Source organism: Rhodoglobus aureus (assembly GCF_039527955.1).
In the GTDB taxonomy this organism is placed as follows: domain Bacteria; phylum Actinomycetota; class Actinomycetes; order Actinomycetales; family Microbacteriaceae; genus Rhodoglobus; species Rhodoglobus aureus.
In genome coordinates, this window is the sequence record NZ_BAAAKW010000029.1 from 39,260 (window position 1) to 63,126 (window position 23,867).

The 23,867-nt window shown below is 61.3% G+C and carries 21 protein-coding genes; 15 read left to right on the plus strand and 6 right to left on the minus strand.

Going from position 1 to position 23,867, the window contains the following annotated elements; genetic code table 11:
• Window positions 1-5: 5 nt before the first annotated feature.
• Window positions 6-446, minus strand: coding sequence for a nitroreductase family deazaflavin-dependent oxidoreductase (locus ABD112_RS08055; protein WP_343924810.1), 441 nt, complete (start codon window positions 444-446; stop codon window positions 6-8).
• 114 nt (window positions 447-560) lie between these two features.
• Between ABD112_RS08055 and ABD112_RS08060 the strand changes: the two genes are divergently transcribed.
• Window positions 561-1,046: a hypothetical protein gene (locus ABD112_RS08060; RefSeq protein ID WP_343924812.1), complete on the plus strand. Its 486-nt coding sequence runs from the start codon at window positions 561-563 to the stop codon at window positions 1,044-1,046.
• A 23-nt stretch (window positions 1,047-1,069) separates the two neighbouring features.
• Here the strand turns inward: ABD112_RS08060 and ABD112_RS08065 are convergent, their stop codons facing one another.
• Together ABD112_RS08065 and ABD112_RS08070 are read right to left on the minus strand one after the other, a co-directional pair.
• A complete protein-coding gene (locus ABD112_RS08065; protein ID WP_343924814.1) occupies window positions 1,070-1,900 on the minus strand; it encodes a helix-turn-helix transcriptional regulator in 831 nt (276 codons plus the stop codon).
• 157 nt (window positions 1,901-2,057) lie between these two features.
• Window positions 2,058-3,575 carry an AAA family ATPase gene (locus ABD112_RS08070; protein WP_343924815.1) on the minus strand — a complete coding sequence of 506 codons (1,518 nt, stop codon included), beginning with the start codon at window positions 3,573-3,575 and terminating at the stop codon, window positions 2,058-2,060.
• Window positions 3,576-3,662: 87 nt separating this feature from the next.
• Here ABD112_RS08070 and ABD112_RS08075 point away from each other — a divergent pair, with 87 nt between their 5' ends.
• A complete protein-coding gene (locus ABD112_RS08075; protein WP_343924817.1) occupies window positions 3,663-4,580 on the plus strand; it encodes a 2-hydroxyacid dehydrogenase in 918 nt (305 codons plus the stop codon).
• Between the two features lie 12 nt (window positions 4,581-4,592).
• Here ABD112_RS08075 and ABD112_RS08080 read toward each other — a convergent pair whose 3' ends face one another.
• Complete coding sequence (locus tag ABD112_RS08080; protein ID WP_343924883.1) at window positions 4,593-5,633, minus strand: LacI family DNA-binding transcriptional regulator; 1,041 nt, start codon at window positions 5,631-5,633, stop codon at window positions 4,593-4,595.
• Window positions 5,634-5,903: 270 nt separating this feature from the next.
• On the opposite strand from ABD112_RS08080, the gene ABD112_RS08085 reads away from it, so the two are divergent.
• The 9 genes from ABD112_RS08085 to ABD112_RS08125 all read left to right on the plus strand — a co-directional run bounded on the left by ABD112_RS08085 (window position 5,904) and on the right by ABD112_RS08125 (window position 17,363).
• The gene (locus tag ABD112_RS08085; RefSeq protein ID WP_343924819.1) at window positions 5,904-7,493 is read left to right on the plus strand and encodes a sugar ABC transporter ATP-binding protein; all 1,590 of its coding nucleotides are present in this window, start codon (window positions 5,904-5,906) and stop codon (window positions 7,491-7,493) included.
• Window positions 7,490-8,515, plus strand: coding sequence for an ABC transporter permease (locus tag ABD112_RS08090; protein ID WP_343924821.1), 1,026 nt, complete (start codon window positions 7,490-7,492; stop codon window positions 8,513-8,515). The genes ABD112_RS08085 and ABD112_RS08090 overlap by 4 nt, the downstream gene beginning before the upstream one ends.
• On the plus strand, window positions 8,508-9,554 hold the full coding sequence (locus ABD112_RS08095; protein ID WP_343924823.1) for an ABC transporter permease: 1,047 nt from the start codon (window positions 8,508-8,510) through the stop codon (window positions 9,552-9,554). Before ABD112_RS08090 ends, ABD112_RS08095 begins: the two co-directional genes overlap by 8 nt.
• A gap of 30 nt (window positions 9,555-9,584) precedes the next feature.
• The gene (gene rhaS, locus ABD112_RS08100) at window positions 9,585-10,634 is read left to right on the plus strand and encodes a rhamnose ABC transporter substrate-binding protein (protein WP_343924824.1); all 1,050 of its coding nucleotides are present in this window, start codon (window positions 9,585-9,587) and stop codon (window positions 10,632-10,634) included.
• A gap of 93 nt (window positions 10,635-10,727) precedes the next feature.
• Complete coding sequence (locus ABD112_RS08105; RefSeq protein WP_343924825.1) at window positions 10,728-12,191, plus strand: L-fucose/L-arabinose isomerase family protein; 1,464 nt, start codon at window positions 10,728-10,730, stop codon at window positions 12,189-12,191.
• A gap of 10 nt (window positions 12,192-12,201) precedes the next feature.
• Window positions 12,202-12,555: an L-rhamnose mutarotase gene (locus tag ABD112_RS08110; protein ID WP_343924827.1), complete on the plus strand. Its 354-nt coding sequence runs from the start codon at window positions 12,202-12,204 to the stop codon at window positions 12,553-12,555.
• Between the two features lie 144 nt (window positions 12,556-12,699).
• Entirely contained in the window at window positions 12,700-13,866 is a 1,167-nt protein-coding gene (gene rhaI / locus ABD112_RS08115) for an L-rhamnose isomerase (RefSeq protein WP_343924829.1), read from the plus strand.
• A gap of 69 nt (window positions 13,867-13,935) precedes the next feature.
• Entirely contained in the window at window positions 13,936-15,972 is a 2,037-nt protein-coding gene (locus ABD112_RS08120; protein WP_343924831.1) for a bifunctional aldolase/short-chain dehydrogenase, read from the plus strand.
• The gene (locus ABD112_RS08125; protein WP_343924833.1) at window positions 15,969-17,363 is read left to right on the plus strand and encodes a rhamnulokinase; all 1,395 of its coding nucleotides are present in this window, start codon (window positions 15,969-15,971) and stop codon (window positions 17,361-17,363) included. The genes ABD112_RS08120 and ABD112_RS08125 overlap by 4 nt, the downstream gene beginning before the upstream one ends.
• 65 nt (window positions 17,364-17,428) lie before the next feature.
• Here the strand turns inward: ABD112_RS08125 and ABD112_RS08130 are convergent, their stop codons facing one another.
• Window positions 17,429-18,421 carry a Gfo/Idh/MocA family protein gene (locus ABD112_RS08130; RefSeq protein WP_343924835.1) on the minus strand — a complete coding sequence of 331 codons (993 nt, stop codon included), beginning with the start codon at window positions 18,419-18,421 and terminating at the stop codon, window positions 17,429-17,431.
• 222 nt (window positions 18,422-18,643) lie between these two features.
• Here ABD112_RS08130 and ABD112_RS08135 point away from each other — a divergent pair, with 222 nt between their 5' ends.
• The 4 genes from ABD112_RS08135 to ABD112_RS08150 all read left to right on the plus strand — a co-directional run bounded on the left by ABD112_RS08135 (window position 18,644) and on the right by ABD112_RS08150 (window position 23,034).
• A complete protein-coding gene (locus ABD112_RS08135) occupies window positions 18,644-19,672 on the plus strand; it encodes an NAD(P)-dependent alcohol dehydrogenase (RefSeq protein WP_343924836.1) in 1,029 nt (342 codons plus the stop codon).
• Window positions 19,673-19,829: 157 nt separating this feature from the next.
• Window positions 19,830-20,483, plus strand: coding sequence for a GntR family transcriptional regulator (locus ABD112_RS08140; RefSeq protein WP_343924838.1), 654 nt, complete (start codon window positions 19,830-19,832; stop codon window positions 20,481-20,483).
• A gap of 9 nt (window positions 20,484-20,492) precedes the next feature.
• A complete protein-coding gene (locus ABD112_RS08145) occupies window positions 20,493-21,728 on the plus strand; it encodes an alpha-hydroxy acid oxidase (protein WP_343924840.1) in 1,236 nt (411 codons plus the stop codon).
• A 61-nt stretch (window positions 21,729-21,789) separates the two neighbouring features.
• Window positions 21,790-23,034: an MFS transporter gene (locus ABD112_RS08150; protein WP_343924842.1), complete on the plus strand. Its 1,245-nt coding sequence runs from the start codon at window positions 21,790-21,792 to the stop codon at window positions 23,032-23,034.
• On the opposite strand, the gene ABD112_RS08155 is transcribed toward ABD112_RS08150, so the two are convergent.
• Window positions 23,031-23,867, minus strand: coding sequence for a M56 family metallopeptidase (locus ABD112_RS08155; RefSeq protein WP_343924844.1), 837 nt, complete (start codon window positions 23,865-23,867; stop codon window positions 23,031-23,033). The two genes, ABD112_RS08150 and ABD112_RS08155, sit on opposite strands and share 4 nt — an antisense overlap.

Below are 23,867 nucleotides of genomic sequence, written 5' to 3' on the forward strand. Positions count from 1 at the left end.
GTGATTTAAGCGCTGATCGGCTCCAAGACGAAGACCGGAATTTCGCGCTCAGTCTTAGCCTGATAGTCCGCATAATCGGGGTAGGCAGCGACAGCGCGCTCCCACCACAGGGCCTTCTCGTCACCCGTCACCTCGCGGGCCATAAAGTCACCCTTAAACCCGACATCGTGCAATTCAACGTGGGGCTGGGCCACGATGTTGAAGTACCAGACTGGATGCTTCGGTGCGCCACCCAGGGAAGCCACAACCGCATAGTTGCCGTCGTGTTCCACTCGCATGAGAGCGGTCTTGCGCAGCTTGCCCGACTTAGCACCGACCGTGGTCAGAACGATCACGGGCATCCCGCGCATGAGGTTGCCCTCGTGGCCATTGCTGGCTTCGAAAACGTCGGCCTGGTTGCGAGCCCACTCTGACGTGCTGGGTACGTATTCTCCTGTTAGTGGCATGGCTTAAGGGTACTCCTGCGGGGCTGAGTGCTCGAGTGGAGTTTCTTGTACCCCTCGCGCAGTAGGTAGTTTCTACTCACGCGCCGTCGATGCGGCGAGCGCTTTACTGGGCTCATGATCACATCGCAACGCACGTTGACAAGCGCAATCGTCCTAGTCATTGCCGCCAGCCTCACTGTGTCGCTCAGCGGTTGCTTCAGCAATCCACTCGAAAACTTTACTGACGGCCTTATTGAGGGCACCGTCGAGAAGGTCATCGAGGGTTCGACAGGGATCGACGTGGATGGCGATGGCACGGGAGGGTCGCTGCCCGACTCGTGGCCAGCCGAAGTGCCCGTGCCGGATGGCGCGGTCGTCTTCTCGTTGGCAGTGGGGAGAAGCTACACCGCCTCGATCACTGTTGGCAGCGAAGACAATGCCAAAGCAGGCTACGAGAAGTTCCTTGCCAGTGGCTACGAGATGACGTCGGAAGTTTCCCTCGGCGAGGATACCTACGCTTATGGCCTTCAGAGTGATGACTGGATTGTTCAGTACAGCTGGGGCCAAGACAGCGAGGGAATAGCGACCGTCAACATCTCCGCCGGCCCCACTGGCGAGTAGACCGCTCCGAGAAAAACGGCGCGCTACAACTCAGCGAGAACCCGCTCTAACTCATCCCGACCCGTGACACCCAACTTGCGATAGATGCGAGCGAGATGGTTGTCCACGGTTCGCACTGACAGCCCCAGCTGCTGGCCAATCTCCCGACTACGTTTGCGGCCAGCGGCTGCGCGGGCAATCATCCATTCGCGTTCGGTGAGTTCGTCGCCGCTAGGCTCGGCGGGCACGTGATCCATGTCGGCTGCGAGGCGACGCGCCAGAAGCGTGGCTTTGCGCTGCAACTCGGGCTGGTCAGCTTTCGCCGCGGCCTGAGCACCCGCGAGCAAACCATCGACTGCGAGTGCAGCCACACCAGCCGACACCAGTGAGGGTGCAAGTTCGCAGAGGCGGACAACATCCGCTGGCGCTGATGCGTCACCCCACGCTTGGATGCGGGCAACTAACGGAGCCGGAGAGAGTTGCGTAAGCAGTTGCAACTGATCGCTCGCGCCTGCCGCCTGGCCAAGTCGCAGGGCCACCGTGAGAGTGAGTGCGCTCAGCAAGAAGTGGCCAAGAATGATGCCCTCGGTGACGGCGGTTACGATCACGGCCGCGCCCTCCTCTGGCTCACCGTCTGCAGCAAGGAGCCACGCTTCACATTCGGCCCGCTGGAGGATCACTTTGGCGTCGCTCGCTTGCTCGGGGGCGATGTGGGTGAGCAGCTGACGTGCGGCTTCAGGATCTCCGCGCTGTGCCTCAATAGTGGCGTGAAGTGCTATTGCGGTGCCGAGCAGACCGGTGAAATCTCGCCACCTCAATTGCTCAACAGCGAGCGCCGCCAGGTTGCTTGCTTCGTTCAGTTTGCCCTCATGCAAGCGCACAATTGCGAGCGCGTACGACCACACCCCGGCGGAGTCGGCGAAGCGGTCGAGTCTGCGCTGGGCTGCAAACTCGCTGGCCCGTGCAATGTCCGCCGAGGCGACGAGAACAAGAAATTCTGAGAGATCAAGAAGCGCACCGGCGAACGGTGCCTCAAACCGGAACGCGTCGGCCAGCGGCAGTGAGCCCGGCGTTCACCGCTCCTACCCCGCCATCGGGCGATGCCGGATCGACTACGTCGGTCAGCGCTGTTGCGTCGCCGGTCATCAGCTGCCATTTGGCCAGCTCGGGGCGAAGTACCGACTGTCCCCGCGCATCCAACTCCCCAAGTTCGGCCAGAACCCGCTCGACAGCATCGGCCGGACGCGCCAAACGGTAGACCACGTGCTGGCCCCACCTGGCGAGCGCAATCGCACGCTGTTCGTCGCCACTAGCTAAGCCAATCACCGACTCGAACACCTGTGATGCCCGTTCGGATTCCGCGAGCGCCGACAACGCACTGGCCAAGACCAACTCGGGACCGAAACGCCGCCCTGCCTTCTGTGCTCGTTCCGCCAGCGTTGCCGCCATGGAGTGGTCGCCAGCCGCGTGCGCATAGTTGGCAGCCCAATCCAACTCGTCATCACTAATCACTGCATCGGTCGAGGTGAGCAGAGCCGTCCCCGTGAAACGCAACTGCTGATCGCCTATCGGCATCAACCGGGCCGCGGCTTCCTGAATTATCTCCGCGCGCTCGGCCCTCGAAAGCTCAACGACAAGAGCTTCGGCGAATAGCGGATGCGCGAGCCGCACCGACGGGATCGAATCGCCACCAGTCTCTTCAACAACACCCTCTGCTGTGAGGCGGTCGAGCACATCCGTCTCGTCCGCTCGAATCGCCGCCTCAGGAATGGGCTGCGCTATGGCAATCAGTTGAGCCAATCGCCGTTCTTCGCCGCTCAACTGCAGCAGACGTTCGGCAATCGTCGCCCGCACATGCTTGGGCAGGGCTGCGACCGCCACCTCAACACCAAATTCTCCGCTCTGGATGCCGCCAGCCCGCGCCGCCGCAAAGATGAGTTCGCGCAGCATTAGTGGGTTGCCGCGGCTCGCCTGAAACAGGGCGCGCAGACTTTCGGGGCGCAGTGTGCCACCCAAATACTGTTGGAGGATCGACTGGCTGTGTTCCAAACTCAAGCCGTCAAGGTCGACAATCTCGATGAGGTTCTCGTGCAGCAACCGTGCGAGCGGGCCCGAAACCTCGTGGGAGTCGCGGGCCGTGAGCAGAGTAGTGACACCGAAGACGCGCACAAGTTGATAGAGCACTCCAGCAGAGACGGCATCCAGTAGCGGCGCATCGTCGATCACCAGGACGAATTTGGATGGGTTCTCGCCGACGACAGCAACGAGCGCTTGAACGCGGTCACTCACGCTCTCGAGGTCGACTCTGCCGGCACTAGCGAGCACCGGCGCAAGCGCACCGAGGGGGATCTCAGCGAGCTCGACGAGACCAACAACGGGCACGATGGTGCGTCCGTCAGCACGAAGCGCGTGCGAGATGTGGGCGCCCAATGTGGTCTTGCCAACACCGCTGGGGCCGCGCAACATCACCGACCGCGAGCGAGGGCCACGAAGCGCACTCAACACAGCATCCCGTTCAGTTTCGCGGGGAAGCACCGGCCAGCGCGCCATGAGATCCCCTTCGACTTCATCAATGTGGTTGTGGCCGACAGCATAGTGGGAGGGCGTTGCTAGTGGAGGGATAGTCTGGTTTGCATCATGATCACGATTGCCCTCCCCGACCAGCAGATGTGCGACCGGCTTGCCCCGCAACTGCCCGACGTCAACCTAATCGTGTGGGGTGCTGCCGATGGAGCTCCGCCGCAGCACGTTGACCTTGCCGTGTTGGGGTACTTGGGTGCGTCTAGCGCGCTGGGCTCCTTTGAGGGTCTGGATGTCGCGGCGCTGCAATCACAATCTCTCGGCTACGACGGGGTTGCCGACCGACTTCCTGCCGGCATTACGTACTGCAATGCGGTCGGTGTGCACGAAGCATCATCCGCTGAACTCGCTGTTGGGCTGATCATTGCCGAACAGCGCGGGTTCCCCGAGCACTTTGCCAACCAGCAGACCGGCTCTTGGAACCAGCACGAACATCCCGGAGTTGCCGGCAACACCGTGATCATCGTCGGCGCTGGCGGCGTTGGCAATCAGATCGCAGACAAGCTTGCCCCGTTTGAGGCGAACGTCGTGCGCGTCGCTCGCACCAACCGCAGCGACGCCCGTGGTGCCATCCAGTCGATGGATGCTCTGCCCTCGCTGCTCGCTAAAGCCGATGTCGTAGCAATCGCCGTGCCCCTCAGCGACGACACCACTCGGCTCGTTGACGCGGAGTTCCTTGCAACAATGAAGCCGGGGGCACTGCTCGTGAATGTGTCTCGAGGCAAAGTTGTTGACACTGACGCTCTCGTGGCGGCGGCATCCGCCGGTCACGTACGCGCAGCGCTCGATGTCACCGACCCTGAACCTCTGCCGAGCGATCACCCACTGTGGTCGACGCCAGGGATCACGATCACGCCGCACATCGGCGGCTACACCTCGGCGATGCACGCCCGCGTGGATGCCGTCGTGCGCGAGCAGGCTCGGAGACTGCACGCTGGCGAACCGCTTGCACACGTGGTGGTTGAGGCGCGCTAGGTTTCCCGCGGGCTATTTCTGCAGGTGCTCTGTGCGTGGCGCGGTCGAGTCGCGAATAACCAGCTTGGGCGCGAAGACTACCTGCCGGCGGTCAGCATCGGGGTTGGCCGCTTCTTCGAGAAGGATTTCGACGGCCGTCTGCCCCATTTGAGCACTCGGCTGGCTAATCGATGAGAGTGGCACGACTGCAGCGCTGGCGAAGTCGATGTCGTCATAGCCCATAAGAGCGATGTCTTCGGGTACCCGGATTACTGCGGTTGAACTGCCGTTCATGAGGAGCGCCTGCAGCACTCCCATAGCGACGAGGTCATTGGCCGCAAAAATGGCATCGGGGCGGTCTTCTGGGGCACGAGCAACGATATCGGCTCCCGCCGCACGGCCAGCGATCACGCTGAGAGCGTCGAGTTCAATGACCTCGATACTCGCTCCTGGAACGTTGCGAACAGCCCCACTGGCCCCGGTGAGTCGGTCGGAAACTTGGCGGATCGCCATGGGCCCTCCCACGAACGCGATTCGGCGTCGCCCAGTTTCGAGCAGGTGTGTTGCAGCGAGCTTGCCACCGACGATGTCGTCGACGGAGACCGAACTAAACGTGGAGTTGGGACTCTCCCGGTCAACGAGCACGGCCGGGATTCCGCGCTTGCGCATGGATTCGAGCCGATCGGTGATGTCACCATACGGCGAAATAAGCATTCCGTAGACACGCTGCTGTTCGAACAGGTCAAGGTATTTTGCTTCGCGTTCGATGCTCTCGTCACTGTTTCCGAGGGTAACGGTGAGTCCACCCTCAGCAGCTTTATCTTCTGCGCCCCGGGCGATATCCGTGAAGAAGGGGTTGCGCACGTCAAGCACGACGAGACCGATGGTCTGACTGTGACCGACGCGCAACTGGCGAGCGGCGTCGTTGCGGATAAACCCGAGCGTTTCTATCGCGCTTTGCACGCGTTCAACGGTGGATGGAGAAACTTTGTGGGGGTGATTGAGCACGTTCGACACGGTGCCGACGGATACGCCAGCGCTTTTCGCGACATCATGCACGCTCGGCGTTGACATAGACACAACCAGAGTTTGTCGGCCCGACGTTGGGCTACGGATTAGGACAAGACGAATTCTCGACTCAAAACAAAAGTGTAACGATTCATTCAGTGAGGGCAAGTTTAGCGGTGAAAGTGGCGCTGTGGGACTTGACGGACCCCAATACATCGTCGTATCGTTCACGCACGGTTGATTTTATCGATTCAATTGGCGGATGTAGTTCAGCGCCAAACGTTTCGACCCGCAGCACCCCACAGCAATGACTCAACGCGGAGGCACCACAGTTCAATGGCGACTGCAGTAGAAACGGCACCGGCATCACAGGCCGCTCGCACTCCCGCGCTCAGCCTCAGGGGTGCATCCAAGACATTCGGTCCTGTGATTGCGCTTGCGGACGGCACCATCGAAATCCTTCCCGGCGAGATCCACGCTCTTGTCGGCGAGAACGGCGCCGGAAAGTCCACCCTCGTCAAGATCCTCGCGGGAGTGCACTCCCCTGATGGCGGCGAGTTCCTGATCGAAGGGAAACCAGCCCACTTTCGCAACGTCAGTGAAAGCAAGGCGGCCGGCATCTCGGTTATCTACCAAGAGCCCACCCTCTTCCCTGATCTCACCGTCGCCGAGAACATTTTCATCGGCCGCCAGCCCAAAGGCCGCGCTGGACTCATCAGCCGTGGAGAGATGCGTCGACGTGCCGCCGAACTCTTCGCCACCCTCGGCGTGCCCATCGACCCCGATCGCATCGCCGATGGTCTCTCAATTGCCGATCAGCAGATCATCGAGATTGCGAAAGCCATTTCGCTTGACGCCAACGTGCTTGTCATGGACGAACCAACGGCGGCACTCTCCGGTGTCGAGGTAGAGCGCCTCTTCACGGTCGCTCGCGCGCTTCGGGAAAAAGGCGCAGGCATCCTGTTCATCTCGCACCGTTTCGAAGAAGTCTTCGGCCTCAGTGACCGCATCACAGTGATGCGCGACGGGCGCTACATCCAAGTTCACAACACTGCCGAAGTTACAGTTCCGGCAATCGTCAAGGAGATGGTTGGCCGCGAGCTTGGTGAGCTCTTCCCCAAACAAGAAGCCGAACTCGGCGATGTCGTGCTCAAGGTTGACGACCTCAACAGCGTCGGCACGTTCTCCGGAATCGACTTCGAGATTCGTGCTGGTGAGATTGTCGCTCTCTCCGGCCTCGTTGGCGCCGGTCGCACTGAAGTTGCCCGCGCGGTGTTTGGCATCGACCCGTATGACACGGGAAGCGTGAGCATCGGCGGCACAGCGCTGAAGGCGCGCAGCCCGAAGGCTGCGATCGCCGCAGGAATCGGATTCGTTCCTGAGGATCGCCGCAAACAGGGACTGGTGCTCGATCTTTCAGTCGCACGAAACGTCACGTTGACCCTTCGCCACTCACTCGTACGCTGGGGGATCATCTCTGGCCAACGTGAACGCGCCGCGGCCGAAGACTGGTCGCAGCGCCTTCAGGTAAAGACAGGCTCACAAGACCTCCCCGTTTCGACCCTCTCAGGAGGAAACCAACAGAAGGTAGTGCTCGCTAAGTGGCTCGCCACTGACCCGAAACTCCTCATCGTCGATGAACCCACCCGAGGAATCGACGTCGGCACTAAAGCAGAAGTGCACCGTCTCCTCTCTGATCTTGCGGGCCGCGGTATTGCGATCCTCATGATCTCCTCCGAACTGCCCGAAGTTCTCGGGATGGCGGACCGCGTTCTCGTCATGCACGAGGGTCGCATCGCTGCCGACCTCAATCGCGCGGATGCGACCGCAGAACTGGTGATGCAAGCCGCCACGGGCAGCACTAAAGAACTCCATCTGGAGCGAACCGACGAAGAACTGAGCACAGAATTGGAGGCGGGCGAGTGAGCACCGTGACCCACGCACCGGCCGTGCCGCGAAGCAGCGCGTTCAAGCGGTTCTTCACCGCCCGCGAGATTCCCGTCGCAGGCGCTCTAATTGCGCTCATCGTAGTGACCTACATCATCAACCCGCGCTTCCTGTCGCCACAGAGCACCAAGGATCTGATGCTCAACGCGACCATCATGGTGATCCTCGCCGTCGCGCAGGCACTCGTCATCATTACCCGCAACGTCGACCTTTCGGTTGGCGCCATCCTGGGCCTCGCTGCCTTCGGCACAGGAACCGTCTTTGACATGTTCCCCAGCATCCCCCTTGTGCTGATATTCGTGATCGGCATGATCTTCGGTGGGCTACTAGGGTCGATCAACGGCATGTTGGTCACCTCTGCCAAAGTGCCAGCACTCGTCATCACGCTCGGCACGCTCTACATCTTCCGTGGCGTGCTGTCGAGCTGGGCAGGATCGAAGCAATATTTCTCCGGCGACAATCCAAAAGCATTCGGGAACCTGTCGGTCGACACTCTTGTCGGCATTCCCATCATCACCATCATTGCGGTCGTCATCACCGTGGCCGTGGCGATGTTCATGAGCTCGGTGCGCAGCGGTCGCGACCTATACGCGATCGGATCAGACCCGGATGCGGCCCGCCTATTCGGTATCCCGGTTGGTGGCCGGGTACTGAGCGCGTTTATCGCGTGCGGAGCGCTCACTGGCCTCGCCGGGGTTCTCTACGCCTCTCGCTATAACTCGGTTGGCGCGCTCACCGGTTCCGGAATCGAACTGGATGTCGTGGCTGCGGTCGTTGTTGGTGGCGTTGCCATCTTCGGTGGATCAGGAACCGTCGCCGGTGCCGCTATTGGTGCAGTGCTGCTCTCCACCATTACTGGTGCGCTCACGGCCACGCGAGTTGACAAGTTTTGGCAGCAGGCGATCGTGGGTGTGCTCATCCTCGCCGCCATCATCATCGACCGAGTCGTATCGCTGCGAAGAGCCCGCAAGCTGCGAGTGAATGAGGCAAAAAATGTCTAAGGCCATAACCACTAATTCACGGGGCCAGTGGAGCCGCCGTCTCATCGGCCACGACGCCGTCATCTTCTACATTTTGATCTCCGTCGTCATCATTTCGATGGTCACAGTGAACTACTTTGCCTCGACCCTCACGGTGGGCTTCTTGCTCATTCAAGTGCTCCCGATTCTGCTCATTGCAATGCCGATGGCGTTGGTCATCGTCTCAGGAGAGATCGACCTTTCTGTCGCGTCGACGGCCGGCCTCACCAGCGCAACGATGGGCGTACTGTGGCGCGATAGCGGCCTCGACATCGGCACAGTCATGGCACTATCGCTGCTGGTCGGCGTGCTCTGTGGAGCATTCAACGGCTTTCTCATCACCACGCTCGGCTTGCCGTCCCTGGCCGTGACGATCGGAACTCTCGCCCTCTACCGCGGCCTCGCGCTTGTCGTAATCGGCGACCAGAAGGTAGCGAGCTTCCCCAAGGAACTCAACGCTTTCGTACTCTCGAAGATTGGCAACACCGGCATCCCGGTCATGATGATCTTCGCGTTGATCGTGATCGTGTTCTTCGCGGTACTGCTGCACTTCACACCGTTCGGTCGGGGACTCTACGCCCTCGGTTACAGCCCGCAAGCTGCCACTTTTGTGGGAGTACGCGTTGGTCACGCCAAGTTTTGGATGTTCGTCGCGACCGGCATCGTCTCTTCGATGGTTGGCATCTTCCTCACTCTGCGCCTTGCCAGCGCCGGCCCTGACAACGGAACCGGCCTAGAGCTCAGCGTCATCGCCGCCGTACTGCTCGGCGGCGTGTCGATATTCGGCGGCAAGGGCAACATCCCCGGCGTCGTTGGCGGTGTGCTCCTCATCGGCACCCTCACTTACGCACTCCGGCTCGCAAAGGTGCCGGAGACGGCCCTCATCATTGTCACCGGCGGACTGCTCGTACTCTCCGTCGTGTCCCCCAGCGTTATCGCCTGGGGCAAAGAACGCATCCGGCTGAACCGGGTGCACCGAGAAGTCCAGGGGCAGAGCGCCTCAGGAATAACCCGCGCCTAAGCACCAGGCGTCTTTACGAAAGGAAGAACAATGAAGTTGTTTTCCACGAGCAGCCGAGGCGGCCGCATCGGCTCAATCGCTGCGATTGCCACGGCCGTAGCACTCGCCGCAACCGGCTGCGCTGCAACTAACGGTGACGGAAGCGGCGACGGCGGCGACAGCGCCGGAACCATTGCGTTCCTGCCGAAGCAGCTAAACAACCCCTACACCGACGTCGTTCTCGGCGGAGGCGAAGAGGGTGCTTCCGCTATCGGTTACGACTCAGAGGTTCTTGGACCTCTCGAGGCTAGCGCCAGCGCACAGATCCCGTTCATCGAGCAGGCCACACAGCAAGGTACGAACGTCATCGTCATCGCAGCAAATGACCCCGACGCTGTTGGCCCAGCACTTCAAACTGCTCGCGAAGCCGGTGCGAAGATTGTTGCGTTCGACTCCGACACCAATCCCGACTACCGAGACATCTTCATTAGCCAGGTTGTTGCTAAGGACGTCGCACTCATTCAGCTCGAGATCATCTCGGAGCAGATCGGCGGAGCCGGTGAGATCGCCATCCTGTCAGCAACGGCAACGGCAACGAACCAGAACGAGTGGATCAAGTTCATGGAGGAGGAACTCGAGTCGAACCCCGACTACGCAGAAATCAAACTCGTAGCCAAGGTTTACGGCGACGACGACGCTGACAAGTCGTTCCAGGAGACTCAGGGCCTACTCTCGTCCTACCCCGACCTCGCGGGCATCATCTCGCCCACCACGGTTGGTATCGCTGCAGCAGCCAAGTACATTTCAACCTCCAACTACAAAGGCCAAGTGGCTCTGACGGGTCTGGGGCTCCCCAACGAAATGCGTGAATTCGTCAAGGACGGAACTGTTCAGGAGTTCGCTCTCTGGGACCCGGCACAGCTCGGCTATGTAGCAGCATTCGCCGGCAAGGCTCTCGTTGACGGAACCATCACCGGCGCCGAGGGGGACACCTTCGACGCTGGAGACATGGGAGAGATCACCGTGGGAGAAAACGGCGTCGCCATTGTTGGACCGCCCACGCGATTCAACGCTGACAACATCGACGAATACGACTTCTAACTAGTCACTCAGTTACCCGGGCCGGCTCATGAGCTGGCCCGGGTAACTACCCCTCACATCACCACCACCAGCCTCAGATTTTCGGAGCCAATGATGTCTCTTACTCCAGCTTCAGAGCTGCTTTCCCCCAAGACCCGGCGCGTCACCCGCATCGGCCTCGTCGCAGGCGGACTCGCAGCCTACTGGCCACAGTTTCCCGCGCTCCTCCCGCAGCTTCAGGAGTCGAGCAAGTACGTCACCGACCGATTCACCGCTCTCGATGCCGAAGTCGTTGATGTCGGGTTCATCTCGGATGCCCAGGAGGCCGCCGTCGCGGCAGAGAAGCTGCGTCGTGCTGATTGCGACCTCATCGTCATCTTCCTCACCACCTACCTCACGGCATCCATGGTGCTTCCGATCGCGCAGCGCTCGAAGACTCCGGTGCTCATCATCGATCTCCAGCCCACCGAGGCGATGGACCACGCTAACTTCGACACCGGAAAGTGGCTCGCGTACTGCGGCCAATGCCCAGTACCCGAGGTTGCCAACGTCTTCAAGCGCGCTGGCATAGAGTTCCGCAGCGTTTCCGGCCACCTGAAGGATGAACGGGCTTGGACTCGCATCAACCGCTGGGTAAACGCGGCCAAGGTGCGGGCCACGCTTCGCCACGCACGCCACGGCCTCATGGGCCACGTCTACCCCGGCATGCTGGATGTTTCGACCGACCTCACTCTCGTCTCCAGCCAGTTCGGCTCGCACGTAGAAGTGCTCGAATTCGACGACCTGCGGGTTCGTGTTGACGAAGTAACCGATGCCCAAGTCGCCGAGCGCATGAATCTCGCCCGGAAGCTGTTCACTCTCGACGAGTCGGTCCGCGAGGAAGATTTCGCCTGGGGCGCCAAGGTGAGCGTAGGGCTCGATCGGTTGGTCGAAGACTTTGACCTGGACTCGGCTGCGTACTACCACCGCGGCCTCAACGGTGAACTGCATGAGCGTCTCGGCGCCGGCATGATTCTTGGTTCATCATTACTCACCGCTCGCGGCATCCCTTTCGTTGGTGAATATGAACTGCGCACCAGCTTGGCGATGCTCGCCGCACACACCATCGGCGCTGGAGGGTCGTTCACTGAGATTCAGGCGCTCAACTTCTTTGATGACGTAGTGGAGATGGGTCACGACGGCCCCGCCCATCTAGCCGTTTCAGAACGTGATCCATTGCTACGCGGGCTCGGGGTTTACCACGGCAAACGTGGCTACGGCGTGTCCGTTGAGTTTGACGTGAAGCAGGGACCGGTAACCACTTTCGGAATCGGTCAGGATCGCGACGGCAGCTACACGTTTATCACGAGCGAGGGATCCGTTACTCCTGGCCCGCTGCTTGAAATCGGCAATACTACTTCGCGAGTGAGCTTCGGCGGCGACCCTGGTGAGTGGGTAGATGAATGGTCGCAGACCGGCATCGGTCACCACTGGGCGCTCTGCGTTGGCCACGTAGCTGGCGACATCCACGCCGCAGCAAGCCTGCTCGGCATCGAACACCGTCACGTCGACATGGCCGACCTCCCGAAGTGGCGTTAGGGGCGTATCCGTGAACCGTTACTGCTTTCAATTGCAAGTGAAACCCGATCACATCGAGGCATACAGGGTGGCACATGCTGCTGTGTGGCCGGAGATGCTTGAGGCACTCGCGGCGACCGGGTGGCACAACTACTCGCTATTCCTTCGGGCCGACGGGCTGCTGATCGGCTATGTCGAGTCAGACGACCTTGCCGCTGCGCAGCGTGCGATGGCCGCGACCGAAGTGAATGCTCGATGGCAAGCGATTATGAGTGACCACTTTGTAGACCTCGACGTTCCACCAGATGAAGGTTTCATTCCTCTGGCGGAAGTGTTCAACCTCGAGGACCAGCTTGATGTGAGCAGGAGGCAGTCAAGTGAATGAATTGCCCCGCCCAGCAACTCGGTCTAGACTCGAATTGAATCGATTCATTTATTTGGTTCATTCACACCACCGCGAGGGATTCCTCGCCACCGCAGCCCCTGGCTCAACAAGCAGCCACACCTTCAGCAGAAAGTAAGAATTCCCATGGCGCAATTCAGCGATATCGCATCCCGCCTCGAAGAGCAGGCCATCGAACTGCCCTCATGGGCGTTCGGCAATTCCGGCACGCGATTCAAAGTTTTCGGCACCCCCGGTACCCCTCGCACCCCAGAGGAGAAGATTGCGGATGCCGCCCAGGTCAACAAGTACACGGCGCTGTCTCCGTCGGTTGCCCTCCACATCCCGTGGGACAAGGTTGAGGACTACAGCGCACTGCGCACCTTCGCCAACGAACATGGCGTCGAGCTCGGAACCGTCAACTCGAACACGTTCCAAGAAGACGACTACAAGTTCGGTTCGCTCACGCACGTCGACCCGACGATTCGCCAGAAGGCGATCGATCACCACTTCGAGTGCATCGACGTCATGGATCAGACCGGATCGCGCGACCTCAAGATCTGGCTCGCTGATGGCTCCAACTATCCCGGCCAGGCCGACCTTCGCGGTCGTCAGGATCGTCTCGCTGACTCACTGCAGAAGATCTACGACCGCATCGGCGAAGAGCAGCGCATGGTGCTCGAATACAAGTTCTTCGAGCCCGCTTTCTATCACACGGATGTTCCCGACTGGGGCACCAGCTACGCCCAGGTAGCGGCCCTCGGCGAGCGTGCCCTCGTCTGCCTCGACACCGGCCACCACGCCCCCGGCACCAACATCGAGTTCATCGTGATGCAGTTGCTGCGCCTCGGCAAGCTCGGCTCGTTCGACTTCAACTCGCGCTTCTACGCTGATGACGACCTCATCGTGGGTGCTGCTGATCCGTTCCAGTTGTTCCGCATCCTCTACGAAGTTGTTCGCGGTGGCGGTTATGGAGCGGACAGCGGTGTGGCCTTCATGCTCGACCAGTGTCACAACGTGGAAGACAAGATCCCCGGCCAAATGCGCTCAGTACTCAACGTGCAGGAGATGACCGCGCGTGCGCTGCTCGTCGACACCGACGCGCTCACTGCTGCTCAGGATGCCGGAGACGTTCTCGGCGCCAACGCGATCATGATGGATGCCTTCTACACTGACGTGCGCGGCGACCTCGCAGCGTGGCGCGAATCGCGTGGGCTTCCGGCGGACCCGATGGCGGCCTACGCGGCATCGGGTTACCAGCAGAAGATCGCTGCTGACCGTGTTGGTGGCGTTCAGGCTGGATGGGGAGCCTAAGCCTCGCGGTTTAGACGCTGCCCCATCCTCGCTCCCGTTCACTCTCGCCTCTGACGACAAGGACCTCTCATGACAAACCCCACTGCAGCTGAACTCATCGCACGCTCGAACCGTCTCGGTTCCGATCCGCGCGTCACCAACTATGCTGGCGGCAACACGTCGGCCAAGGGCACCGAAACGGATCCCGTTACCGGCGAGCCCATCGAGCTCATGTGGGTGAAGGGCTCCGGCGGAGACCTGGGCACCCTCAAAGAAGCCGGCCTCGCCGTGCTGCGCCTTGACCGCCTGCGCTCCCTGACCAACGTTTACCCCGGCATTGACCGCGAAGACGAAATGGTCGCCGCGTTCGACTACACGCTTCACGGTAAGGGTGGCGCTGCGCCCTCCATCGACACCGCCATGCACGGACTCGTGGATGCTGCTCACGTCGATCATCTGCACCCCGACTCCGGTATCGCCATTGCGGCCGCGAAGGACGGTAAGAAGCTCACCAAGAAAGCTTTCGGCGACAAGGTTGTGTGGGTTGACTGGCGTCGCCCCGGCTTTCAGCTCGGGCTAGACATCGCCGCCATCAAGGAAGCAAACCCCCAGGCGATCGGTTGCATCCTCGGTGGTCACGGCATCACCGCCTGGGGCGACACGAGCGAAGAGGCCGAAGCCAACAGCCTCTGGATCATCAAGACGGCAGAAGAGTACATCGAAGCCAAGGGCAAGAAGGCCCCGTTCGGTCGCACCGTTGCTAAGAACGCGGCACTGCCCGAAGACGAGCGTCGCACCAGGGCTGCCGCGCTGGCCGCCACAATTCGCGGTATCGCGAGCCATGACCGCCCGATGGTCGGCAATTTCACCGACGCCGAAGTCGTTCTCGACTTCATGGCATCCGCCAACGCCCCGAAGCTTGCGGCGCTCGGCACGAGCTGCCCCGACCACTTCTTGCGCACCAAGGTAAAGCCGCTACTGCTCGACCTTCCCGCTAACGCGTCGATCGAGAAGAGCATCGAGCGTCTGAAGGAACTCCACGAGGAGTACCGCAAGGACTACACCGCGTACTACGCCAAGCACGCCACGGCAGACTCCCCCGCGATTCGTGGTGCTGACCCCCTCATCGTGCTCGTTCCTGGTGTCGGAATGTTCAGCTACGGTGCCAACAAGCAGACCGCCCGCGTTGCCGGCGAGTTCTACGTGAACGCCATCAACGTGATGCGCGGCGCCGAAGCCCTCTCCACCTACGCTCCCATCAGCGATGCTGAGAAGTTCAACATCGAATACTGGGCACTCGAAGAAGCCAAGCTGCAGCGGATGCCGAAGCCCAAGTCGCACGCCACGCGCGTCGCTCTCGTGACCGGTGCAGCATCCGGTATCGGCAAGGCCATCGCTACTCGTCTCGCCGCGGATGGCGCCTGCGTCATCATTGCGGACCTCGACCTCGAGAAGGCGCAGGCTGCGGCTGCCGAGATCGGGAACACAGATGTCGCTATCGGCCTCAAGGTCAATGTGACCGACGCCGCAGCCATCGAACGCATGGTGCAGGATGCCGTCCTCGCCTTTGGCGGCATCGACATCGTTGTGAACAACGCAGGCGTTTCGCTCTCGAAGCCACTGCTAGAGACCACCGAGGAGGATTGGGACTTCCAGCACGACATCATGGCCAAGGGTTCGTTCCTCGTCTCGAAGGCGACTGCGCCGGTTCTCATTGAGCAGGGTATGGGTGGAGACGTGATCTACATTTCGTCGAAGAACGCGGTCTTCGCCGGCCCGAACAACATTGCGTACTCGGCAACGAAAGCCGACCAGGCACACCAGGTGCGACTGCTGGCGGTCGAATTGGGTGAGCACGGGGTGAAGGTCAACGGCATCAACCCCGATGGTGTTGTGCGCGGTTCCGGAATCTTTGCTGCCGGCTGGGGCGCTAACCGCGCCAAAACTTACGGGGTTGAAGAGGAAGATCTGGGCAAGTTCTACGCCCAGCGCACCATCCTCAAGCGTGAGGTTCTGCCTGAGAACGTCGCCAATGCGGTTTCGGTGCTCACGGGTCCCGACCTCAGCCACACCACGGGCCTGCACATCCCCGTCGATGCTGGAGTTGCGGCGGCATTCCTGCGATGAATAACGCTGTTGCCGCCATTGATCTCGGTGCGACCAGTGGCCGGGTCATGCTCGGCCATGTGGGTCACAACGAGCTCAGTGTTCGCCCGGTAGCGCGCTTTCCGAATGGCCCCGTGCGCCGTGACGACGGTTTGCACTGGGATATCGATGCTCTCTATTCGAGTGTGCTCGCAGGGCTGGCTGCCGCCGTGCGCGAGGAACCACAGCTATCAAGCATCGGTGTTGACTCCTGGTCTGTTGATTATGCGCTGATGTCTGACGGGCAGATGATCGCCCCACCGTTCCACTACCGTGACGAGCGCACCGCGGTCGGAGTCGAACGGGTACACGCCATCGCCGATCACGCTGAGCTGTACGCCTCGAATGGCCTCCAGTTTCTGACGTTCAACACCCTCTACCAGTTCGCTGCCGAGCGGAACCTTGCCGACGCCGACAGCTTCCTGCTGGTGCCCGACCTCATCAACTACTGGTTGACGGGCCGTCAGGTCGCTGAGCAAACTAACGCCTCGACGACCGGTCTTCTGAACGTTGCGACAGGCCAGTGGGATGACGCGCTCATCGAGAAGCTGGGATTCCCGCGCAGTCTCTTCCCCGAGCTTGTGGTTCCGGGCACGACCGTTGGGCCGGTGCGCGACGAGCTTGGCATCCGTGCCGACGTGGTCTCGGTTGGATCGCATGACACCGCATCCGCCGTGGTTGCCGTGCCTGCCACCACCGACGACTTTGCCTACGTCTCGTGTGGCACCTGGGGTCTAGTGGGCGTCGAGCTCAACTCCCCCGTGCTCACCGAAGCGAGCCGTGCCGCGAACTTCACCAACGAGGGCGGCGTCGACGGTCGCGTGCGCTACCTGCACAACGTGATGGGCTTGTGGCTGCTGAGCGAGTGTGTGCGCGAATGGCAGAAGACCGACGCCAGTGTCGACCTTCTTCAACTGTTGGCTGCGGCATCCGAACTCACAGTGAAGGTGCCGATCTTCGACGCGAACGACCCTGGCTTCATGGCACCCGACAGAATGCCCGAACGCATTGCCGCCTGGTGCATCGCGCACGACCTACCCGCACCGCAGTCGCACATCGAGTTTGTACGCAGCATCATCGAGAGCCTCAGCGTTGCCTTCGTGGATGCCGTGCAGACGGCGTCGCAACTGTCGGGCAAGTCTGTGTCGATCATCCATATCGTGGGTGGTGGTTCGCAGAATGAGTTGCTCTGCCAACTCATCGCCGACCGCAGTGGGATGCCGGTGCTTGCCGGGCCGGTCGAGGCGACCGCAATCGGCAACGTGCTGATTCAGGCGCGGGCTCAGGGGTTCGTTGAGGGGTCGCTGGAATCGCTGCGCAGTTTGGTGGCGGCGGCATTTTCGCCTCGCCGCTACCTTCCGCGCTCGCGCTAACGTCTGCGCCGGGGTGATACCAGCGCGCCTGCCGCGGGACTAGCCCGCGGCAGGCGCGCTGCGAGCTAGTTCTCGTCGAGCATCGGGTAGGTCAGGCTGATCTGGCGGCGGATCTCGTCGAGGGTATACATGATCTGCACGCTCTGGCTCGGCGGCAGGATGTCGTTGGCGAGTTCACCCGCTGCAACGAGGCGTTCGAGCTCTGCGGCCTGGAACTGCATGCCGCGTCCGGTGGCGGTACCGTCAAATTCTTCGACAACAGCTCCCGAGCCATCGAAACGTGTGAACGTGGTCGGCTCATACCAGACCTCGTCGATCTCGATCCGCCCCTCGCTGCCGACGATGACCGCGCGGTTGGGACCATGCAGGTCGAGGGTGGTCTGGAGCACAGCTTGTGCCTCATCGCCGTAGCTCAGAATCATCGAAGTCTGACGGTCGACGCCGGTGGCGGTCTTGGCCGCCACAGCAACGACGTTTGTCGGCGTTCCGAGAATGTCGTAGGCGAACGACAGCGGGTAGATACCGAGATCGAGCAGCGCCCCACCGCCGAGAAGCGGGTTGTTGATTCGGTGAAGTGGATCACGCGACAGGTTTTGATTGTGATCGGCGATCACGCTGCGGATGCTTCCGAGCGCACCGCTCCGCACAAGTTCGCGAATACGAACCATGTGAGGCAGGTAGCGCGCCCACATGGCTTCGAGCACGACAAGTCCGAGCTCGGATGCCCGGGCGACGACAGTCTCTGCCTGGGCTGCGTTCATCGTGAATACCTTCTCCACGAGAACGTGCTTGCCGGCGTTCAAGGCGAGAAGCGCATGCTCTTCATGGAAGGGGTGGGGAGAAGCGACATAGATAGCGTCGACATCGGGGTTGGCAACGAGTTCTTCATAGCTACCATAGGCGGCCGGGATGCCATACTTTGTCGCGAACTCGGTGGCCGCGCCAGCAGTGCGAGAGCCCACTGCCACGACACTGAACCCATGCTCGAGGAGATCGCTAGTCTGCAAGCCCGCAATCCACCCCGTACCCAGAATTCCCCATGCCAACTGATCAGTCATTCCATCTCCTTTGAGGCGCCACGAAACATATCCCATCAACCTAACAGGACGGTATTTCATTTTGTTAGACATTCTGTTAAATTGTTTTACAATATTCGGGAGCAGGCACGGCGACTGCTGGCCGGAGAACCACTCGCATACGTGGTGATTGAGGGGCGTTGATCACCGGGCAGGCGTCATTCGCTCAAACACTTTTCACAACGAAGCACAGGAGAACAAGAGATGACTGCAAAGATTCCGGACACCATGCGCGCTAGCATCCTGCTGTCACAGGACACCCTTACGATCGAGGAGCGCACGGTACCCACTCCCGACCGCGACCAAGTGCTCGTTCGCGTTGCCGCGGTCGGAGTGTGCGGCTCTGACGTTCACTTTTTCCGCGAGGGGCGCCTTGGTGACTTTGTCGTCAACAACCCTCTCGTGCTTGGCCACGAGCTATCAGGCCGCATCGTCGCGGTAGGAAGTGATGTTGATTCAAATCGCGTCGGTCAACGGGTCGCCATCGAACCGCAGCGACCGTGCGCACAGTGTCAGGAATGCCGAACTGGCCGCTATAACCTGTGCAAGAAGATGGAGTTTTTTGCCACTCCATCGATTGATGGCGCTTTCGCCGAATACGTCACGATTCAGGATGCGTTCGCGCACGCAATTCCCGACAGCATGTCGGACGAAGCAGCCGCAATGCTTGAGCCTCTCTCCGTGGCGATCGCGTCAGTGCGCAAAGCGGGCGTTACTCCGGGGTCGAGCATCCTCATTGCGGGGGCGGGCCCCATCGGCATCATCACAGCTCAGACAGCGAGGGCATTCGGTGCGAAAGACATCATCGTCACAGACCTCATTGAAGAGAAGCGCGAGCGCGCGCTCAAGTTTGGTGCGACCCGAGTCATCGACCCTGTCGCGACGTCGATCGAATCACTCGACCTTGACGTCGAGGCATTTATCGACGCATCTGGGTCGCCGCGTGCCGTCGACAGCGGAATCCGAGCCCTTCGTCCCGCAGGAACCGCAGTGCTCGTGGGGTTGGGAAACTCCACGATGACTCTGCCTGTTGAACAGATCCAAAACCTCGAGCTCAATGTGACGGGAATTTTCCGTTACACCGACACGTGGCCTACAGCAATCCATCTCGTATCGAGCGGCCAAGTCGATCTCGACAGCCTGGTTACCGGAAAGTTCGATCTCGACCACGTTCGCGAAGCCCTCGACAGCGATCTCGACCCGACGAGCCTCAAATCGATCGTTTATCCGTAGAAAGGCATTCCTGGGGTTGTGGTCACCTCGTGCGAACTCTGCGTCGACGGCCGCTCCCGAAAGGTAACGATCCTCGCCATTGTGGGCCAACAGCCCCGTTTATTGATTGTTAGGCAATCTGCTATATTGTATAGCAATATGAAGCGAATGGAGCACTATGTCTTTGTTGACGGCTGCTGAACGCACGGGGCCCATCCGGCCCGACGCGATCTACGCTGAATTACGTGCCAACATCATCGGCGCCACAATCGCGCCCGGGGCCACCGTCACCGAATCCCGTGTCGCCCTACGCTTCGGCGTCGCCCGCCCCACGGCCCGCATCGCCATCGAACGACTCGTCGCTGACGGCCTGCTGCGCCGCGAACCACATCAGGCTGCGCGAGTTCCCTTCCTCAGCGGTGACGACGTGAACGACCTCTTCACCAACCGCGCGATCGTCGAGGGCGCGGCAATTGCAGCACTGACCCAGCACGGCATGATTCCTGCCGCCGCGCTGCAGGCCCACCGCTCGCTGCGGTCTGGCTCGACAGGGTTCGCCCACGACGACATCCAGTTCCACCGTGCGCTCGTTGCCGGTCAGCCCAGCTCACGCCTGACCCGAATGCACGAACTGCTGATGGGCGAAATCGAGTTGTGCATTGGGCAGGTCCAGTCCGCCCAACTCATTACCGCCCACGAGGTGGCCGACCAACACCAGGGCATCCTCGATGCCATCACCGCCGGGGATGCCGCCACCGCTGAGCGTCTCACCCGCGACCACATCATGGGCGCGCGCGATCGCCTCCTTGCCCACCTCGACTCCACCAACTAAAGGCACACAATGGTTAAGCGTCAATTCCCGAACCCCATCGAGCTTGCGAAGCTCATGAAGTTCAAAGCCCCAGAATTCAACGGCAAGAAGCGTCGCCTCGACAGCGCCCTCACGATCTATGACCTCAAAGACATCGCCAAGCGCCGCACGCCCAAGGCCGCTTACGACTACACGGATGGCTCGGCCGAAGGCGAAATCTCGCTGAGCCGGGCGCGCCAAGCGTTCGAAGACATCGAGTTTCACCCGTCGATCCTGCGGGATGCCTCGCACGTCGACACCACCACCCAAATCTTGGGGGGCACCTCAGCATTGCCCTTCGGAATTGCGCCCACGGGATTCACGCGTTTGATGCAGACCGAGGGCGAGGTCGCTGGTGCGGGCGCAGCAGCGGCAGCAGGCATTCCGTTCACTCTCTCGACGCTGGGTACGACATCCATTGAAGACGTGAAGGCCGCGAACCCCAACGGCCGCAACTGGTTTCAGCTCTATGTAATGCGCGAACGCGAAATCTCGTACGGGCTCGTCGAGCGCGCTGCGGCCGCCGGCTACGACACCCTCATGTTCACTGTCGATACTCCCGTGGCTGGTGCGCGACTGCGTGACAAGCGCAACGGCTTCTCAATCCCGCCGCAGCTGACCGTCGGCACGATTCTGAACGCGATTCCTCGCCCCTGGTGGTGGTTTGACTTCCTCACGACTCCCCCGCTCGAGTTCGCGTCACTCTCCTCCACCGGTGGACGCACCGTCGGTGAACTGCTCGACTCCGCAATGGACCCGTCGATCAACTACGACGACCTCCAGATCATCCGCGACATGTGGCCGGGCAAGATCGTGATCAAGGGAGTGCAGAACCTTGAAGACTCCAAGCGCCTCGCTGACCTCGGCGTTGACAGCATCCTGCTCTCGAACCACGGTGGCCGCCAGCTCGACCGCGCGCCCATCCCCTTCCATCTGCTGCCCGAGGTCGTTCGTGAAGTCGGCAACGACGTCGAAGTGATGGTCGACACGGGCATCATGAACGGTGCCGACATCGTCGCCTCAATGGCCCTCGGCGCCAAGTTCACCCTCATCGGTCGCGCCTATCTCTACGGCCTCATGGCCGGCGGTCGCGAGGGCGTTGACCGCACGATCGAGATCCTCTCCGACCAGATCGTGCGCACCATGAAACTGCTCGAGGTTACGAGCATTGAGGAGCTGGAGCCCAAGCACGTGACGCAACTGCAGCGTTTGATTCCGCGCGGGTAACCCCTAATCGCAACCCCGGCCGGGCAACGCGCATGCTGGGCTGGGCATAGGGTTGGACAACGTGAACCACAACTCCTCACCGCGCCCGCTGCCGGTATGGCGGGCACCCGGAATGCCCGCATTGCTCGTGCTGACTGCCGCAGGCTTTGGCGGCTTCGCAGCCCTGCTGCCCGTCGCTCCATTGTGGGCGGTGCAGGGCGGCGCCAATGAAGCCGGTGCGGGCCTCGTCAACGGGGTACTGCTCCTGGTGACAGTCATGACCCAGCCGTTCGTTCCGCGCCTCCTCAACCGCTTGGGGACCGGACGGGTGCTGGCCGCAGCGCTCGCGCTACTCGGTATCCCCCCGTTGCTCTTTCTGTTCTCCGACCACCTCGGCTGGGTCTTGCTGCTTTCCGCTCTGCGAGGCATCGGCTTCGGCATTCTCACCGTGGCCGGGTCGACCGTAGTCGCCAACCTCGTGCCTCGCGCTCAGCATGGTGCGGCAATCGGGGCATACGGTGCGGCGATTGCCGTCCCGCAAGTGATTCTCATCCCAGCCGGCCCATTGCTGGCTGACTCGGTCGGATTCTGGGCTGTTTTTGCACTCGGCACCCTGCCGATTCTCGGCATCAGTTCCGCTCCACGGCTGGCCCGAGTTTTGCGTGAACAGGAAGCCGCTCGCGCACTTCTGCCCCCTACCGGCGCCATACCGACCGTGAACGGCAACCGGGCTGGGCGCCGACAGTTGGTGAGCAGCCTCGTTCGCCCCATGATGCTCCTCAGCGGCGTCACTCTGGCCGGCGGTGCAGTCATCACGTTTGCACCGCAGATGAGTTCATCACCAGCCCTCACGGCCGGTGCACTCGCACTGCTCACCCTCAGCGCAGCGGTAACTCGGTGGGGGGTTGGAGGTCTGGCCGATCGGCATGGCGCCAAGCCATTCCTGTGGCCCTTAGTGCTGCTGACCGTCATCGGACTCGTCCTCGCCGCCATCGCGGTTCAGGACCCCAATGCCACCGCTATCGCGCTCTTCCTCGCCGGCATGACCCTCGTCGGCATCGCCTACGGAGGGCTGCAGAACCTCACCCTTCTGCTCTCCCTCGCCGCTGTGGAACGCAAGCAGTATGGAACGGCAAGCGCCGTCTGGAACATCGGATTCGACATGGGCACGGCAGTGGGCTCCGTGCTCATCGGCACCTTGGCCGCCGGGCTATCGTTCCCTCCAGCACTACTCGTCGCCGCTGCAATTTCGCTCCTCACCCTGCCGCTCGCCTTTGCACGAGGCCCGCAAAGTGACAAAGTGCGAGGCAAGCGAGACCGCGTCTAGGCGAGCCGCAGCAGTCGCGCCCGCAGTTCCTTCGGGGTCGATTCGGGCATCGCGGCCGAGAGTTCGCTGCGCTTCGGCAACGCACCACCCTCGGCGACAACAGTGATCGCCCGGGCTAGACTGCCGCGACCAACATGGGTGAGCGCGTTGTCATCGGCATGCATTTCGAGAAGAAGGGCAACCTCCCGCGACGCGTTGCGGGCAGTTGGCAACCAGGGCAGTGACAGCTTCCACGCGGTGAAGAAGATCAGCACGATGTCGTGCCGCAGCCGAACGTGGGCGCGTTCATGTTCGATCACGGCACGCAGTTCGTCTTCGTCGAGTAGCTCGATCAGTCCGGCCGTCAGCACGGTGATCGACTTGAGCGCACCGGGTAGGCAGTAGGCGACCGGGGCTGGGGTGTCGATGAGCCGGGTGCCCGGACGGTCAGACATCGGCTCGCTCAGCAGAGTGATGAGTTGAGCGTGACGGGTCCGTTCCCGCTCGGCATAGACGACGGTCACTAGAAGATTGAGTAGAAGGTGGGCGGCAAGAAAGAGCGCTCCGGAGAGGGCGAGCAATGACCACACTGAGGAACCCTCTGGCAGTTCATTGTGGGTGACGAAACGCCACATGCCATTAGCGGCATCCGGAATATCGTCGGCAAACGTTGACGCTCCGAGCAGCACAAGCGAACCGATCATGCTGGTGCCGCCGACGAGCGCGACGAGTTGCCACACGAGTAAGCCGACCGTCGGGCGACGGTAGGCCCACTGTGCTCCTGGCAGCAGCGCGGGCACCGGCCACGCGAGCAGGATCGCGACGAGGCCAAGCGTGATGGCAGCGACAAGCAT

Bases quoted from the DNA above. Each gene is read 5' to 3' on its own strand.
- ABD112_RS08055 (WP_343924810.1), bottom strand. From the start codon at position 446: ATGCCACTAACAGGAGAATACGTACCCAGCACGTCAGAGTGGGCTCGC.
- ABD112_RS08060 (WP_343924812.1), top strand. From the start codon at position 561: ATGATCACATCGCAACGCACGTTGACAAGCGCAATCGTCCTAGTCATT.
- ABD112_RS08070 (WP_343924815.1), bottom strand. From the start codon at position 3,575: ATGGCGCGCTGGCCGGTGCTTCCCCGCGAAACTGAACGGGATGCTGTG.
- ABD112_RS08075 (WP_343924817.1), top strand. From the start codon at position 3,663: ATGATCACGATTGCCCTCCCCGACCAGCAGATGTGCGACCGGCTTGCC.
- ABD112_RS08080 (WP_343924883.1), bottom strand. From the start codon at position 5,633: ATGTCAACGCCGAGCGTGCATGATGTCGCGAAAAGCGCTGGCGTATCC.
- ABD112_RS08085 (WP_343924819.1), top strand. From the start codon at position 5,904: ATGGCGACTGCAGTAGAAACGGCACCGGCATCACAGGCCGCTCGCACT.
- ABD112_RS08095 (WP_343924823.1), top strand. From the start codon at position 8,508: ATGTCTAAGGCCATAACCACTAATTCACGGGGCCAGTGGAGCCGCCGT.
- rhaS (WP_343924824.1), top strand. From the start codon at position 9,585: ATGAAGTTGTTTTCCACGAGCAGCCGAGGCGGCCGCATCGGCTCAATC.
- ABD112_RS08105 (WP_343924825.1), top strand. From the start codon at position 10,728: ATGTCTCTTACTCCAGCTTCAGAGCTGCTTTCCCCCAAGACCCGGCGC.
- rhaI (WP_343924829.1), top strand. From the start codon at position 12,700: ATGGCGCAATTCAGCGATATCGCATCCCGCCTCGAAGAGCAGGCCATC.
- ABD112_RS08120 (WP_343924831.1), top strand. From the start codon at position 13,936: ATGACAAACCCCACTGCAGCTGAACTCATCGCACGCTCGAACCGTCTC.
- ABD112_RS08125 (WP_343924833.1), top strand. From the start codon at position 15,969: ATGAATAACGCTGTTGCCGCCATTGATCTCGGTGCGACCAGTGGCCGG.
- ABD112_RS08130 (WP_343924835.1), bottom strand. From the start codon at position 18,421: ATGACTGATCAGTTGGCATGGGGAATTCTGGGTACGGGGTGGATTGCG.
- ABD112_RS08135 (WP_343924836.1), top strand. From the start codon at position 18,644: ATGACTGCAAAGATTCCGGACACCATGCGCGCTAGCATCCTGCTGTCA.
- ABD112_RS08140 (WP_343924838.1), top strand. From the start codon at position 19,830: ATGTCTTTGTTGACGGCTGCTGAACGCACGGGGCCCATCCGGCCCGAC.
- ABD112_RS08145 (WP_343924840.1), top strand. From the start codon at position 20,493: ATGGTTAAGCGTCAATTCCCGAACCCCATCGAGCTTGCGAAGCTCATG.
- ABD112_RS08155 (WP_343924844.1), bottom strand. From the start codon at position 23,867: ATGCTTGTCGCTGCCATCACGCTTGGCCTCGTCGCGATCCTGCTCGCG.